Below are 14813 nucleotides of genomic sequence, written 5' to 3' on the forward strand. Positions count from 1 at the left end.
GCGGGGCCCGCTGAACAGAGCCGCTTCGGACCGATCATGGTGCCCCGTCAGCCAGGACCGGTCCCCTGGTCCAGCATGTCGCTGGTCATGGCCCAGCGCTCATGGTCGCGCCACCCGCCCTCGATATAGAGGAAGTCCGGGGAAAACCCTTCCAGCCGGAAGCCATGGCGCTTCACCAGCCCCAACGACGCCTTGTTGCCCGGCTGGATGTTGACCTCGACACGGTGCAGCCCCAGGGGCCCGAAGGCATGGCGCAGCACGAGCCCCAGCGCCTCGGACATATAGCCCTGTCCGGCGGCGGGCGGAAAGGCTCCGTAGCCGATCGAGCCGCACTGGAAGGCGCCGCGCACAATGTTGTTGATGTTGATGAACCCGGCCATCTCGCCGGTCTCCCGGGCACAGACGAGGAAGCCCTCGCGGTCCTCGCGCTCCAGCTGGGCGATGTAGTGCAGATAGGCGCGCTCGGTGGTGGGGAGGGTGAGCCAGGGGCGGTGGAACTCCATGCTCTCCCGGGCGCGCCTGACGAACTCCGCACCGTCCGCGCGGGTGGTGCGGCGGATGGCCGCCCGGGTTCCCTCGGTGACATACCGGACGTCAGGCATGCGGCAATGATGACAGCAGCGCCATGGCCGCCGCATAGCCGGAGCCACCGGATATCGACGTGTCCACGGGGATGTCGGTCATCGTCCACGGGCCGACCGGCACGGCGGAGAGCCCGGTGCCGACATAGTTGACCGCGGGGTCGCGGGACAGGCCGGTGCCCAGGCCCTTGAGATAGGCCTCCTTGCGGGTCCAGCAGCGGGCGAAGGCGGCGGGCCGGTCGGCCGGTGCCAGCGCGTCCAGCTCGGCGCGCTCCTTGGGATGCAGGCTCTCGGCGACCTGGTCGACCACCGAGGCGGGCTGCAGCTTCTCCACGTCCACGCCGACCGGGGAGCCCGCGAAGGCGAAGAGCACCAGATCACCGGCGTGCGACATGTTGAAGTGCAGCGGGGTGCCGGACACGGCGGGGCGGCCGTGCGGACCGCCGCAGCCGGGGCACGCCTCACGGGTGAACGGAACGTCGGCCGGGGAGATGCCCAGATAGGCGCCGAGCAGCTCGCGCAGCCCCAGATGGGCCGCCGTATAGCGCTCGCGGTCCTCAGCCCGCAGGAACTTCCCCGCCCGCTCCCGCTCCCCGGCGTCCAGGATCGTGCCGGGCGCGCCCGGGTCCATGGCCGCGGTGTACCGGGAGACGCTGAGCAGCCAGGTCTCGGGCTCGCCGCCCTGCGGCCAGGCACCGGCGACGGCGGCGGGCAACGGCTCGGAGCCGACGATGCGCGGGGCCGATGGGGGTGTCAACTCGCTCCTCCAGTGGAGATCGGGGCCGCCGAGGTCAGCAGCTCCAGGGTGGGCACATCGGATCTGATCAGCCCGAAGGTCTGGATGTACAGCGACAATTCGGCCTCCAGGGCGCGGATCATCGTATCGGCGCCGCGGAAGCCATGGCCCTCGCCCTCGAAGGTGAGGTACGCGTGCGGGATACCGCGCCCTGAGACCGCCTCCAGGAACCGCTCGCACTGCTCGGGCGGGCAGATGGTGTCGTCCAGCCCCTGGAGCAGCACAAAGGGCGAGCCGATGCGATCGGCCCGGTGCAGCGGGGAGCGCTCGCGGTAGCGGTCCGCCACCTCCGCGAGCGGGCCGACCAGCGATTCGGTGTAGCACGACTCGAAGTCATGGGTGCCGCCGGTGGCCCAGGAGACCAGGTCGAGGATGGGGTAGGTGACGGTGGCGCAGGCGTAGAGATCCGTGGCGGTGAGGGAGGCCGCCGCCGTCCAGCCGCCCGCGCTGCCGCCGCGGATCGCGAGCCGGGCGCGGTCGGCGATGCCCTCGTCGGCGAGCGCCCCGGCGACGGCGGCGCAGTCCTCGACGTCGACCACGCCCCACTGCTCGCGCAGCCGCTCGCGGTAGGCGCGGCCGTAGCCCGTGGAGCCCCCGTAGTTGACCTCGGCGACGCCGATGCCGCGTGAGGTGAAATAGGCGATCTCCAGGTCGAGCACGAGAGGGGCGCGGCCGGTGGGCCCGCCATGCGCCCAGATCACATACGGCGGAAGCTCTCCGTCGGGTGCGGTGTGGCCGGGATGGCGCGGGGGATACAGCTGGGCGTGGATCTCCCGGCCGTCCGGTCCGGCGAAGGTGCGGGCCAGGGGCCGGGGGTAGTACGCGGGGTCCACGGGGTCGGTGTGGGCGTTGCCGATGACCCGGGAGCGGCCGGTGCACACGTCCAGCTCCATCACCTCATGGCCGCTGTGCGGGCTCGCCGCGACGCCGACCACGCGTGTGCCGTTCACGGCCAGGGTCGGCTCCCACTCGGTCCAGGGGCCCGGCACATCGGCCGTCCGGCCGGTCCGTGGGTCGAGGATGCCGAGGGCGGCGGCGCCCCGGCCGTGCAGCACCGCGATCAGACCGCCGGCCAGCGGGGCGAACCAGCGGTGGCCCAGCTTCCACAGCGGCCCGCCGAACTCCTCCTCGCGGGGGCAGAGCGCCACCGGCCGTCCGGCCCGGCCCCATTCCCGCACACCGGCCGCCTCCTCCGGCGGCTCCAGACGGTGCAGATTCCACCAGCCGGTGCGGTCGGTGGCCGCGAGCAGCGCGCCGTCCTCGGCCCACTCGATCTGGGCGACCGACTCCTCCGGCCCGCCCAGCACCGCCCGGGCACCGGTGAAGGAGCCGTCCTCCGCGACATCGGCCAGCATCACCTCCGTGCCGTCCCAGGGCATCCGGGGGTGGTCCCAGGCGATCCAGGCGGCCCGGCGGCCGTCGGGCGAGAGCCGGGGCCCGGTGAGGAAGCGGTGCCGGTCGTCGGTCAGCTCGCGCACCGCCGCGCGGTCCTCGGCGGCCGAACCGTCCAGCGGTACGGCGGCGATCACCCGCCGCACATCCGTCGGCCCTTCGCCCGTGAACTCCTCCAGCACACACCACACCTCGCCGCGCTCCGGGTGCGGCACCGGATCCGCCCAGCGCAGCCCCTCCCCCACCGCCGACAGCGGGGTCAGCGGGCGCGGCGCGCTCCCGGCCGGGGCGTCCGGCTCACAGATGTACAACCGCTGGTCGGCGAAGTGGACGAACACCACCAGCGGGCCGCCGCTCGCACGGTCCACCGCGGCCCAGGGCATTCCGCCGTACCCCATCACCTTGCTGCGCACGTTCCACGGCGGGGCCAGCACCGTGACCTCCGCGCCGTCGGTGCGCCGCCGGATCAGGGCGCGGCGGCCGCCCTCGCCGGGGCGCGGGGCGGTCCACCACACCTCCTCGCCGACCGTGCCCACATACTCCGGATGGCCGTCGTACGAGGCGACGAGCGCGGCGTCGACCGGGGAACTCCAGGCTCCGTAGGGGGCCGTGACGGCCGTCTGCTGTTGCACCGTTCGCACCGTTCTTCACGCTCTCTGCAGGAAGTGGTCGAGCACCCGGACGCCGAAGTGCAGGGCTTCCACCGGGACCCGCTCGTCCACGGCGTGGTAGAGCGCCTGATAGTCGAAGCCCTCGGGCAGCCGCAGCGGCGAGAAGCCGTATCCGGCGATGCCGAGCCGGGAGAACTGCTTGGCGTCGGTGCCGCCCGACATGCAGTACGGCACGGCGTGGGCGCCGGGGTCGAAGTGCTCGACGGCGGCGCGCATCGCCCGGTAGGTGGGGGTGTCGATCGGCGCCTCCAGCGGCCGCTCCCGGTGGTGGAACTCCCACTCCACGTCCGGCCCGGTGAGCCGGTCCAGGGTGTCGTGGAACTCCTCCTCGCCGCCGGGCAGCATCCGCCCGTCCACATAGGCGGTGGCGCTGCCGGGGATCACATTGACCTTGTAACCGGCCTCCAGCACCGTGGGGTTGGCGCTGTTGCGCACGGTCGGCTCGATCAGGGCGGCGGCGGGCCCGAGCTTGGCCAGCAGGGCGTCGACGTCGAAGTCCGCGGCGTCCACTTCGGCGGGGATGCCCTGGAGCGCGGCCAGTTCGGTGAGCGCGGCCTTCACCGTGGGCGTCAGCCGGACCGGCCAGCGGTGCTCGCCGATCCGGGCGACGGCGGCGGCCAGCCTGCTGACCGCGTTGTCCCGGTTGACCTTGGAGCCGTGTCCGGCGCGGCCGTGCGCGGTGAGCTTCAGCCAGGCCGTGCCGCGCTCCCCCGCCGCGATGGGGTAGATCCGCGACCCGGGCCCGGCGTGGAAGGTGAAGGCCCCGGACTCGCTGATGCCCTCGGTGCAGCCCTCGAAGAGGTCGGCGTGGCGCTCGGCGAGGAAGCCGGAGCCCCAGGCGGCGCTGTCCTCCTCATCGGCGGTGAAGGCCAGCACGATGTCCCGGCGCGGCCGCACGCCCGTCCGCGCCCAGGCCCGGACGACCGCGAGCACCATCGCGTCCATGTTCTTCATGTCGATGGCGCCCCGGCCCCAGACGACGCCGTCGCGCACCTCCCCGGAGAAGGGGTGCACGGTCCAGTCGGCGGGCTCGGCGGGCACCACGTCCAGATGGCCGTGGACCAGCAGCGCGGGCGCGGACGGATCGGTGCCCTCGATCCGGGCCACGACATTGGTGCGCCCGGGCGAGCGCTCCAGCAAGGTGGGCTCGATCTCCACATCGCCGAGCATCTCCGCCACATACTCGGCGGCCGGGCGCTCCGAGCAGTCACCGCCGCCGCGGTTGGTGGTGTCGATCCTGATCAGCTCGGAGGTGAACCGCACCACCTCGTCGAGCGTCCGGTCGTCGATGGTCTCAGGACGGTCCGTGTCAGCCATATTGCTCCTCCACCGCGGCCGAGACGACCGTCGTGACGGCCTTGAAGCAGCGGATCCCCTCGTACATGGTCGGTGAGGTGTAGGCGACGCGCCGCTCGCCGCTGCGCTCCACGCCCGGCACCACGCTCGCCGCCCCCACCAGATGCTCGGCGTCGAATTCCAACTCCACCGTGAACGGCCCGCCGCGGGCGGGCTCGTGGCGCACCGCCAGCACCGCCGCCTCCCGGGCCGCCGCCCGGATGTCGGCGGCCGTGCGGGCGGGGGTGCGGCAGACCGCCGCATAGCGCGAGACATAGTCCTTGACCGCGACCGAACGGGCGTCCAGCGCATAGTCCGCGGCGTCCTCGCAGGTCTTGTCGTCCCCGGTCACCAGCACCACCGGCACCCCGTACTCGGCGGCCACCAGGGCGTTGAGCCGGCCCTCACTGGCCCGCGCGCCGTTCACCCACACTCCGGTGATCGAGTTGGCGAGGTAGGTGTGGGCGAGGACGCCCTCGGTGCCCGCGCCGGTGTGATAGCCGACGAACGCCACTCCGTCCACATCACCGTGCTGCACGCCCTCGACCATGCTCAGGCTCTTGTGCCGGCCGGTGAGCATCTGGGCTCGGTCGTCCAGCTCTTCCAGCAGCAGATTGCGCATGGTCCAATGCGCCTCGTTGATGAGCACCTCGTCCGCACCGCCGTCGAGGAATCCGGCGACGGCCGCGCTCACATCGGAGGTGAACAGACGGCGGCAGCGCTCCCACTGGGGAGTGCCGGGCAGCACATCAGCCGGCCAGGTGACGCCGGTGGCGCCCTCCATGTCGGCGCTGATGAGGATCTTCATGCCTCGTCACGTTACGCGTCGCGCCCGACCCGAACCACCCCTGTGGATAACTGGTCCAGTCCACTATCGTGTCCGGCCCGTGCCCGCCTCGTCAGGCGCGTACCCGCCGCGCCCCGACACCCGCGCGCAAGGGCCCCGATCACCCGCGGGCACGCGCCCCGACCGCCCGCGGGCAAGGGCCCTACGCCCGCGAGACCACGAACCAGCGGGCCGGCAGCTCGACCCGTGAGCCGTCCGGCCACTGCTCCGTCTGGGCCAGCGCCGTCGGGCCCTCGGCGAGGATCTCCAGCCCGGCCTCCGCCAGCACCTCCGGCACCTCCTTGTCCGCCGCGTCGGCCGGCCGCAGCCCGTGGTCGAAGACCCGGCGCAGCTTCAGCGGCGGACCGCCCGGGCTCGCCGCCAGCTCCCCCAGCACGGCCTTGGACTCCGCCGTCAGCTCCACGACGAACCCCCGCCCGCGCCGCCCCAGCAGCGTGGCCACCGCCTCCGCGACCGGACGCCGGTCGGCGGCGTCGCTCTGGTGGATGACGGCCCGCATATACACATTGGCGTCGCCGATCCGCCGGCCCAGCTCCGCCACCGCGGCCGCGTCGGTCAGGCTCAGCTGCCGGTACTCCGCCGCGCCCGCCGGATCGGCGCGCCGCGCGTGCTCCACCGCGGCGCGGGACAGGTCGACGCCCACCGCCCGCCCGAAGCGGGAGGCCAGATAGCGGGTCTGGGTGCCGTTGCCGCAGCCCAGGTCGACGATCGGCAGCGAGGGGTCGGCGTACGGCGCCAGCAGGTCCAGATGCGGGGCGGCGCTCAGCGAGGGGTCCGCGTCCCAGATGGCGTCCCCCGGGGTGTCCGAGGTCTGCTGCCAGTAGCTCTCCCACGCCTGCCGGTAGCGCTCCGAGACGCTCATCGCCGCTCCCCTGGGTGTGCCAACGCCTGCTCGAACCACACCGTTTTACCGCGCCCCGTGCGACTCGTACCCCACTCGCGCGCGAGTTTGCTGATCACCCGCAGCCCGCGCCCGCTCTCGTCGTCCCGGTCCGCGCTCAGCAGTGCGGGCAGTTCGTGGTCGTCGTCGGTGACCTCGCACAGCAGGGCGTCGGTGCGGACCAGGCGCAGCCGCACATGGTGGGTGTGGGCATGCCGTATCGCGTTGGTCACCGCCTCGCTCACCAGGAGCTCGGCGGTCTCCACGGACTCCGGCAGCCCCCACCGCAGCAGCCGCTCGCGGACGAGCCGGCGGGCCCGCCCGACCTCGCTGGGGTCCAGCGCCAGCCGCCACTGGGCGACATGCTCGGCCGGTATGCCGCCCAGCCGGGCCATCAGCAGCGCCACGTCGTCCTTACGGCCGCCACGGCCGTCCTTGTCGCGGGAGGCGGCGGCCAGCGCCCGGATGATGGTGTCGCACGCGTCGTCCATGGACGCCGCCGGATGCGCCGCGGACTCGCACAGCGCGGCGATCCCGGCGCCGATGTCCTGGCCGCGCACCTCGACCAGCCCGTCCGTGCACAGCACCAGCCGGTCCCCGGGCTCCACCCGCACCGTCGCCGTCTCGAAGGGCACCCCGCCCACGCCGATCGGCGCGCCGGTGGGCAGGTCCAGCAGCTCGCTGCGGCCGTCCCGGGCCCGCACCAGCACGGGCGGGATATGGCCCGCGTTGGAGAGCACCAGCTCGGAACCGACGGGGTCGTAGACGGCGTACAGACAGGTGGCCAGATAGTGCTCGCCGAGCCGCTGGGCCAGGTCGTCGAGGGTGCGCAGCAGCTGGGCGGGCGGCAGATCGAGCGCGGCCATGGTCTGCACGGCGGTGCGCAACTGCCCCATCATCGCCGCCGAGGTGAGCCCGTGACCCATCACGTCGCCGACCACCAGCGCGGTGCGCGACCCGGGCAGCTTGATGGTGTCGAACCAGTCTCCGCCGACCCGGCCGAGCCGGGTTCCGGGCAGATAGCGGGTCGCGGTGTCGCAGCCCGCCATGCGCGGGGTCACCTGGGGCAGCATGCTGTCCTGGAGCGTCTCGGCGACGTTCTCCTGGTAGGTGTACATCCGGGCGTTGTCGAGGACGAGCCCCGCGCGGGCGGCCAGTTCGGCGCCGGTCGTGCGGTCCATGTCGTCGAACGGCTCACGCCCGGCGCGCCGCAGCAGCACCATGAAGCCCAGCACCACATCGCGCGCCTTGAGCGGCACGATCAGGATCGACCGGCCATTGATCAGCGGTCTCAGGTCGCGCTTCTCGAACTGCCCGGCGATCCGGTCGCCCACCTCGTCGCTGATGGAGGGGATCAGCACCGGCTCGCCCGTGACCATGCACTGGAAGAACGGGGTGTGCTCGGGAAACGCGATGCTCTCGCCGACCGGCACGGTGTCGTCCCAGCGGCCCGGTTCGTCGTTGTGCTCGACCCAGACGCGGTGCCAGACGGTGGTGACGTCGGGCGGGCCGTCGGGGAACCCCTCGCCCGCCAGGACCTGGGCGCGCAGATGGGTACCGGCGAAGTCCGCGAAGCGCGGCACGGCGGCGCTGGTCACCTCTCGGATGGTGCGGGCGAGGTCCAGGGAGGTGCCGATGCGGCCGCTGACCTCGTTGAGGAACTCCAGCCGCTCACGGACCGCCGCGTACTCCAGGTCCACCTCATCGGGGTCCGGCGACCGCTCGGAGGCGTGCGCGCGATCCGGTGCGCCCTCCGCCGTGACCGCGCTCCGCGGTACGGCCTCCTGGCGCGCCCGGCGCGCGCGGTAGCGCGGCATCCCCCAGTCCGGCGTCACCGGGACGCGCTCGTGGTGGCTGATCTCCAGTACCGGATAGCCCAGTTCCAGCACCTGGGCGACGATCCGGCCGGCCGTGGCCGGGCCCATGTTGGGCAGGATGTCCGGCAGCCGGCCGGCCAGCCGCTCGGCGCCGGGGAACTCGGTGTGCAGCGCGAAGCCGGGTACGATCCGCTCGTCCCGCCCCAGGGCGTCCCCGCCCACTCCATCGGCATCCGCCGCCAGTACCAGCAGCCGCTCCGGCCCGGGGCCCACCAGTGGATACGCCCACCACAGGACGTCCGCCCGGCCATGGTCCGGATCCGCCATTCGGGCCCGGCCCGCGGTGGGGTAGTACATGGTGCCGAGCAGCGAATCGTCGAGCTCCGGGTGGCCCGTCGCGTCGGTGCGCACCTCCGCGCCGCGTAACGCCCCCGAGACCGGCATCAGGTCGACGGCGGGGCAGCCGACGGCCTGTTCGCGCGTGGGTCCGAAGAGCCTGCGGGCCCCCGAACTCCAATGCGTGACGCGCCCCTCGGCGTCGATGACGACGACCGCGAGCGGCATCCTTCCGTGGACACCCCTGCGCTGCTCCGGCACCGCGGGCGGCTCGCCCCGGCCGTCGTCGCAGCGCGACGTGCCGTACTCCATAGGCGGAAGACTCCTTCGCACGCAAGATCTGCGACAGCGCTACCCACGGTACGGCTGTTGCGAGCGTCCGTGGGAGGCAATACCCGAATAGGTGTCATGTGTGTGCAGGTGCGAATGAGTTGCCGCCGGGAGGTGCCACGACGCGCCTCCCGGCGGGGCCGGGCCTAGTCCTCGTAGCCCAGTTGGAGATCGCGCTCGGTACGGCCGCCGCCCGCGACCTGGAGGACCGTCGCCACCGGCGGGTAGCCGGCCGCGATGACCGTGTACTCGCCCGCCGACAGGTCGATGAAGCGGAACGCGCCGTCCGGGCCCGTCGTCGCCGTGTCGACCACATTGCCCGCCGCGTCCAGCAGCGTGACCCGGGCGTCCTCCACCACACGGCCGCCGGTGGCCCGGACGACCCCGCGCAGCACCGCGCCACCGGCCAGCTCGATGTCCTGCCGGGTCTCACGGGCGGCCTGGACGGAGACCGGGAGGGCGGCGGGGCGGAACGCGGGGGCGCTGGCGGCGAGGGTGTACTCACCCGCCACCAACTCGTCCATCACATAGCCCCCTTCGCGGCCGCTGCGGGTGGCCGCGACGACCTCGCCGCGCACATCGGTCAGGGTGACGGTCGCCTCCCTTACGGGCGTGCCGTCCGCCGTAAGGACGGCGCCGGCGAGCCGCCCCGCCCCGCCGAGGACCACGTCCAGGTCGACCGGCCGGTCCCCGACGGTGACGCTGACCGCCCGCGGCTGGTGGCCGCCGGCCGCCGCGATCAGGACGTACGACCCGGCGCCGGGCGTGCTCAGCGCGTATCGCCCGTCCTCCCCGGTGGCACCGCGACCGATCTGGCGTCCGCCGATGTCGATGAGGGTCAGGGCGGCCCGCGGGACCGAGGTGCCGTCGTGGTGCTGGACCGTGCCGCAGACCGGGACGCCCGCGGAGGGTGGCGGCGCGGAGGGCGCGGCCGCCGCGGCGTGCCGGGCGCCCGTGCGCGCGGCGGGCACCACGGGGTCTTGCAGGTCTTGCTGGACGGCATAGTCGGTGTGGGACACCAGAGGTTTCTCCTTCAGGAGGAAGGCGAGCAGGAAGCCCAGGACGAGCACCGGCACGAGATAGAGGAAGATCCGCGGCATGGCGTGGGCGTACGCCGCGATATAGCCGTCCCGCAGGGCGCCCGGCATCGCGTGCACCATCTGCGGGGTGACCGAGTCGGGGTCGGGCAGACCGGTTCCGTCGCCGCCGCGCCCGTACGCCGCTCCGGAGGGCAGGTCGACCTGGAGGCGGTCGGCGAGCCGGTTGGCGAAGAGCGTGCCGAAGACGGCCGCGCCGACGCTGCCGCCGATCTGCCGGAAGTAGTTGTTGGCGCTGGTGGCCGAGCCGAGGTCGGCCACGGGCACGGCGTTCTGCACGGCGAGGATGAGCACCGGCAGGACGAGCCCGAGGCCGAGCCCGAGGACGCCCATCCACAGGCTGTAGTCCTGGCGGGAGGTGTCCTCCTCCAGCCGGGAGAGCAGCCACATGCCGACGACGGAGATCAGCCCGCCCACGATGGGAAAGACCTTGTAGCGGCCGGTGGTGCTGATGAGCTGGCCGGAGATGATCGAGGCCAGCACCATGCCGCCCATCATGGGCACCATCAGCAGCCCCGACTCGGTGGCCGAGACGCCGTCGACCATCTGCAGGAAGGTCGGCAGGTAGCTGGCGGCGCCGAAGAGGGCGACGCCGATGACGGCGCCGATCAGCCCGCTGACGCAGAAGACCGAGTCGCGGAACAGCCGCATGGGGATGATCGGTTCGGGGACGACGCACTCCACGACGACGAAGAGGATCACCGAACCGGCCGCTCCCAGGGCGAGCCCGAGGATGACGCGGGAGCCCCATGCGTACTCCGTGCCGCCCCAACTCGTCAGCAGCACCGCGCAGGTGGAGAACAGCGACAGGAACAGCGCGCCCAGATAGTCGAAGCGGGCCCGCCGCGGCGGCTCCGGCACCTTGAGGACGGCGGCCACGACGGCGAGGGTGACCAGTCCGAAGGGGACGTTGACGTAGAAGCACCAGCGCCAGGAGGCATGGTCGGTGAAGAATCCGCCGAGCAGCGGCCCGGCCACCGAGGCGAGGCCGAACGCGGCGCCGATGAGCCCCATATAGCGGCCGCGTTCCCGGGGAGGAACAATATCGGCCATGATCGCCTGGACACCGATCATCAGACCGCCGGCGCCCACGCCCTGCACCGCGCGGAAGGCGATCAGCTCGTCCATCGTGCGGGACCAGCCCGCGAGCGCGGATCCGGCGACGAAGACGACGATCGCGAAGACGAAGACGCTCTTACGGCCGATGAGGTCGCCCAGCTTGCCGTAGACCGGCAGCACGATGGTGACCGCGAGGAGGTAGGAAGTGACCGTCCAGGACATCTTGTCCAGGCCGTGCAGCTCACCGACCACCTCGGGGAGGGCGGTGGCGACGATGGTCTGATCGAGGGCCGCGAGCAGCAGCGCGAGCATCAGCCCGAAGAAGACCATCCGCACCCGGGCCGGGCTGAGCGGGGCGGCGCCCTCCGCCGGAGGCGCCGCGCCCGGGCCCCCGGCCCTGTCGGCCCCGTCGGTTACGTCATCGGTCGCGTGGGCGGGAGGGCCCGCCGGTTCGTACCCCCCGTGCCGCTCGTGGCTCTCTCGCCGCTTCGGCACGGTGGCGCCGGTGGTCCCGGTGGTGCCGCCCACGTCCTTCTCCCCTCGTCACGCCTGCGCCGCCCATTTCTCGCATCACGCGCAACCAGGGGCAAACAGCGACGAATCACCGACGAGGGGCTGTAGACGGCATTCCCCCCGGTGGGAGTGTGTGCGGGGGGTATGCCGGACCGCGGAGAAAACCACCCGAACCGGTGAGTGCGACGTTCGGTCCGGGGACGGGATCAGGACGTGCCGAGCGCTACTGGGCGGTCTCGGCGGCGAGCTTGGCCAGCAGCTCGTCGTAGATCCGGGCCAGCCCCTTGGGGGCGAAGGTCCGCTCGAAGAAGCCGCCGATGCCGCTCGCGCCGGTCCAGGTCGAGGTGACGACGACCCGCGACTTTCCCTCACCCGCCGGGGTGACGGTCCAGGTGGTCACCATGGAGGAGTTGCGGTCCTTCTCGACCAGCTGGCCGTCGCTCGGCTCGGAGACCTCCAGCAGGCAGTCGCGCACCCGCTTGCTGGTGGCCTGGAGCTTCCAGTGCACGACGGTGCCCTCACCGTCGCCGCCCTCGCGCACCTCGTACTCGCTGAACTGCTGCGGAAGCAGCCGGGGGCGGGTCTCGCGGTAGTCGGCGAGTGCGTCGAACACGTCCTCGGGCTTACCCGTGACGATCCGCTCCGTAGTGGCCTCGACCTGGCCCATCGCATGTCCCTCCGCGCTCGACGTGGCGCCCCCAGCCCGTGACGCCTTGACGAGCGCAAGCCAACCACCTCAGGGTCACCCGCCCAAATCGGGGGTTGACGAAAACCAATCAAACATGTGTTCTATTGTGGTAACGAGCGAGACCCGGAGGTGCCTGCGATGCGCTGGGACAACCTGACCCGAGACGACACGTCGGCCACCCCGGCCCTCTTCGCCGCGGACGCGGTGACCACCCGCACCTTCGACACCCCGGAGTTCCGCGGGATCACCTTCCACGAGATCCGGGCGCGGTCGATCATCAACCGGGTGCCCGGGGCCTCCCGGATGCCCTTCGAGTGGACGGTGAACCCGTACCGGGGCTGCACCCACGCCTGCGTCTACTGCTTCGCGCGCAAGACGCACAGCTATCTCGACCTGGACACCGGGATCGGTTTCGACTCCCAGATCGTGGTGAAGACCAACGCGCCGGAGCTGCTCCGCCGCGAGCTGGCCTCGCGCCGCTGGGCGGGTGAGCACATCGCCATGGGGACCAACGTGGACTGCTACCAGCGCGCCGAGGGCCGGTATCAACTGATGCCCGGCATCCTTACGGCGCTCGTGGAGCGCGCCAACCCCTTCTCGATCCTCACCAAGGGCACGCTGATCCTGCGCGATCTGGAGCTGCTGCGACGGGCCTCACGCGTCACCGACATCGGCGTCTCGGTCTCGGTCGGCTTCACCGACGGCGAGCTGTGGCGCACCGTCGAGCCGGGCACGCCCTCGCCCGAGCGGCGCCTGGACGTCGTGCGGACGCTGTCCTCCCACGGGATCCCGTGCGGTGTGCTGATGGCCCCGGTGATCCCCTTTCTCGGCGACTCCCCCGAGCAATTGCGCGCCACCGTAAGGGCGATCGCTCAGGCCGGAGCCACCTCCGTGACCCCGCTGGTGCTCCATCTGCGCCCGGGCGCCCGCGAGTGGTTCACCACCTGGCTCACCCACCACCACCCTCGGCTGCTGCGCCGGTACGACGCGCTGTACGAGGGCGGCTCCTACGCCCCGAAGTGGTATCAGCGGCGGATCACCGGCATGGTCCACGACTTCGCCACCGAGTTCGGCATCGGCCCGTACGCGGCGGGCGCGCACCGCAAGGTGCCCGACGAGCCGGAGGAGCCGGACGCCCGGGCCGACTCACCGCCGGCGCCCGCCCAGCTGTCCCTGCTGTGAGCACGCGCGTGTGAACATGGGCGGGTGAACCTGCGCATGTGAACATGCGTGGGTGAGCACGCGCGGGTGAGCACGCGCGGGTGAGCACGCGCGGGTGAGCACGCGCGGGTGAGCACGCGCGGGTGAGCACGCGCGGGTGAGCACGCGCGGGTGAACATGCGTGGGTGAGCACGCGCGGGTGAGCACGCGCGCACCGCCGTGAGCACACGCACCTCCCGGCGGACGGTGTCCCTGCCGCCCCTCACGGCACGCGCGCCTCACCCACCTTCTCCGCCGCCCCGCCCTTGCCCGCCGGCTCCGGGGCCCCTCCGCCCGTGACGGCGCCCTCGCCGGTGATGCGGGCCAGGGCGGCGGCGGCCGCCGCGCTGAGGCGTATGTGCTGGGCGGCGGCGGTCAGCGCCGGGATGGCGCGCTCGTCGCCGATCGCGCCCAGGCCCTCGACGCAGGCGCGGGCGATCGCCCAGTGGCGGTCACGGGCCCCCAACTGCCGTTCCAGCGCGGCGACCAGGGCCGGTACGGACTCGGCGGCCCGCAGCTCCACCAGCAGCCGGATGGGGTGCAGGGAGTACGCGGTGCGCAGCGGGTTCGTGGCCAGCGCTGCGGCGGCCCGCGCGGTGCGCGGATCGCCGAGGCGGGCCAGCACCCGGGCGGCGGTCGCACAGCGGGCCGGCTCACGGTAGTTGAGCAGCAGGACAAGGGTTTCGAAGGCCCGGCGGTCTCCTGCGCTGCCGAGCACGAAGGCGGCCGTCTCACGCGCCCACAGCGGCTGCTCCGGCGCTACCAGGATGCGGGCCAGCTGTTCGCGCGCGGCAGGGGTGCCCTGACGTACGAGCGCGAGCAGCGAGGCATGGGCCGCCGTTTCCTGCGGGGTTGAGAGCGAGGCCCGTACCCGCTCCGTCAGCGTCCGGAATTCTTCGTCCATACGAGGTCTCCCCTCCCCGGTGGGCCGCGCCCGGGCACGGCCGCACTTTGAGCTCTGGCATCTTGGTTACCCGCGAGTTAATATGGCGACACGAGCAGCACCCCTGCTCCGGCGGCCTGGTGACGCAGCCGCCTTGTGTGACGTCGGTTCGGCAGTTCCAGAAAAGCGAGTACGGCATGGCCCCGGGACAGGGCCGGCCGCGTGTCTCCCACGGGCAGTTTCCTCCGTGCGGCGCTGTCCGTAAGGGAGCGTGCAAGCCCTTCCATCGGGGATTTGTGTCAGCCGCGTCAGCCCCCCGCGCATGCGTGGCGTGAACGGCAGCAGTGGCATGACACGAGCTCCCCTCAGTCGTCACTTCATCCCCGTC

11 protein-coding genes are annotated in these 14813 nt (G+C 72.6%); 1 reads left to right on the forward strand and 10 read right to left on the reverse strand.

Annotation, left to right across the window (positions count from 1 at the left end; genetic code table 11):
• Positions 1–47: 47 nt before the first annotated feature.
• The 9 genes from J8403_RS11195 to J8403_RS11235 form a co-directional block, all read right to left on the reverse strand.
• Positions 48–602: a GNAT family N-acetyltransferase gene (locus tag J8403_RS11195; protein ID WP_211123058.1), complete on the reverse strand. Its 555-nt coding sequence runs from the start codon at positions 600–602 to the stop codon at positions 48–50.
• Positions 595–1338, reverse strand: a complete 744-nt coding sequence (locus J8403_RS11200) for a 4'-phosphopantetheinyl transferase family protein (protein ID WP_211123059.1) — start codon at positions 1336–1338, stop codon at positions 595–597. The genes J8403_RS11195 and J8403_RS11200 overlap by 8 nt, the downstream gene beginning before the upstream one ends.
• Positions 1335–3401 (reverse strand): S9 family peptidase, encoded by a 2067-nt coding sequence (locus J8403_RS11205; protein WP_211123060.1) that lies wholly within the window; start codon positions 3399–3401, stop codon positions 1335–1337. Before J8403_RS11205 ends, J8403_RS11200 begins: the two co-directional genes overlap by 4 nt.
• 15 nt (positions 3402–3416) lie before the next feature.
• On the reverse strand, positions 3417–4757 hold the full coding sequence (locus J8403_RS11210) for a M20/M25/M40 family metallo-hydrolase (protein WP_211123061.1): 1341 nt from the start codon (positions 4755–4757) through the stop codon (positions 3417–3419).
• On the reverse strand, positions 4750–5583 hold the full coding sequence (locus tag J8403_RS11215; protein WP_211123062.1) for a M55 family metallopeptidase: 834 nt from the start codon (positions 5581–5583) through the stop codon (positions 4750–4752). Before J8403_RS11215 ends, J8403_RS11210 begins: the two co-directional genes overlap by 8 nt.
• A gap of 181 nt (positions 5584–5764) precedes the next feature.
• Complete coding sequence (locus tag J8403_RS11220; protein WP_211123063.1) at positions 5765–6484, reverse strand: class I SAM-dependent methyltransferase; 720 nt, start codon at positions 6482–6484, stop codon at positions 5765–5767.
• Entirely contained in the window at positions 6481–8967 is a 2487-nt protein-coding gene (locus tag J8403_RS11225; protein ID WP_211123064.1) for a SpoIIE family protein phosphatase, read from the reverse strand. Before J8403_RS11225 ends, J8403_RS11220 begins: the two co-directional genes overlap by 4 nt.
• Positions 8968–9131: 164 nt before the next feature.
• Positions 9132–11471, reverse strand: coding sequence for an MFS transporter (locus J8403_RS11230; RefSeq protein ID WP_425519891.1), 2340 nt, complete (start codon positions 11469–11471; stop codon positions 9132–9134).
• Between the two features lie 406 nt (positions 11472–11877).
• Positions 11878–12321, reverse strand: a complete 444-nt coding sequence (locus J8403_RS11235) for an SRPBCC family protein (RefSeq protein WP_211123066.1) — start codon at positions 12319–12321, stop codon at positions 11878–11880.
• A 159-nt stretch (positions 12322–12480) separates the two neighbouring features.
• Here J8403_RS11235 and J8403_RS11240 point away from each other — a divergent pair, with 159 nt between their 5' ends.
• On the forward strand, positions 12481–13524 hold the full coding sequence (locus J8403_RS11240) for an Rv2578c family radical SAM protein (RefSeq protein ID WP_211123067.1): 1044 nt from the start codon (positions 12481–12483) through the stop codon (positions 13522–13524).
• Positions 13525–13765: 241 nt separating this feature from the next.
• On the opposite strand, the gene J8403_RS11245 is transcribed toward J8403_RS11240, so the two are convergent.
• Entirely contained in the window at positions 13766–14446 is a 681-nt protein-coding gene (locus J8403_RS11245; RefSeq protein WP_137967928.1) for a HEAT repeat domain-containing protein, read from the reverse strand.
• Positions 14447–14813: the final 367 nt, after the last annotated feature.

It is taken from the genome of Streptomyces yatensis, assembly GCF_018069625.1.
GTDB lineage: Bacteria > Actinomycetota > Actinomycetes > Streptomycetales > Streptomycetaceae > Streptomyces > Streptomyces yatensis.

Coding starts and splice junctions, on each gene's coding strand:
- J8403_RS11220 (WP_211123063.1), bottom strand. CDS start 6,484: ATGAGCGTCTCGGAGCGCTACCGGCAGGCGTGGGAGAGCTACTGGCAG.
- J8403_RS11225 (WP_211123064.1), bottom strand. CDS start 8,967: ATGGAGTACGGCACGTCGCGCTGCGACGACGGCCGGGGCGAGCCGCCC.
- J8403_RS11210 (WP_211123061.1), bottom strand. CDS start 4,757: ATGGCTGACACGGACCGTCCTGAGACCATCGACGACCGGACGCTCGAC.
- J8403_RS11235 (WP_211123066.1), bottom strand. CDS start 12,321: ATGGGCCAGGTCGAGGCCACTACGGAGCGGATCGTCACGGGTAAGCCC.
- J8403_RS11245 (WP_137967928.1), bottom strand. CDS start 14,446: ATGGACGAAGAATTCCGGACGCTGACGGAGCGGGTACGGGCCTCGCTC.
- J8403_RS11230 (WP_425519891.1), bottom strand. CDS start 11,471: ATGGTCTTCTTCGGGCTGATGCTCGCGCTGCTGCTCGCGGCCCTCGAT.
- J8403_RS11240 (WP_211123067.1), top strand. CDS start 12,481: ATGCGCTGGGACAACCTGACCCGAGACGACACGTCGGCCACCCCGGCC.
- J8403_RS11215 (WP_211123062.1), bottom strand. CDS start 5,583: ATGAAGATCCTCATCAGCGCCGACATGGAGGGCGCCACCGGCGTCACC.
- J8403_RS11195 (WP_211123058.1), bottom strand. CDS start 602: ATGCCTGACGTCCGGTATGTCACCGAGGGAACCCGGGCGGCCATCCGC.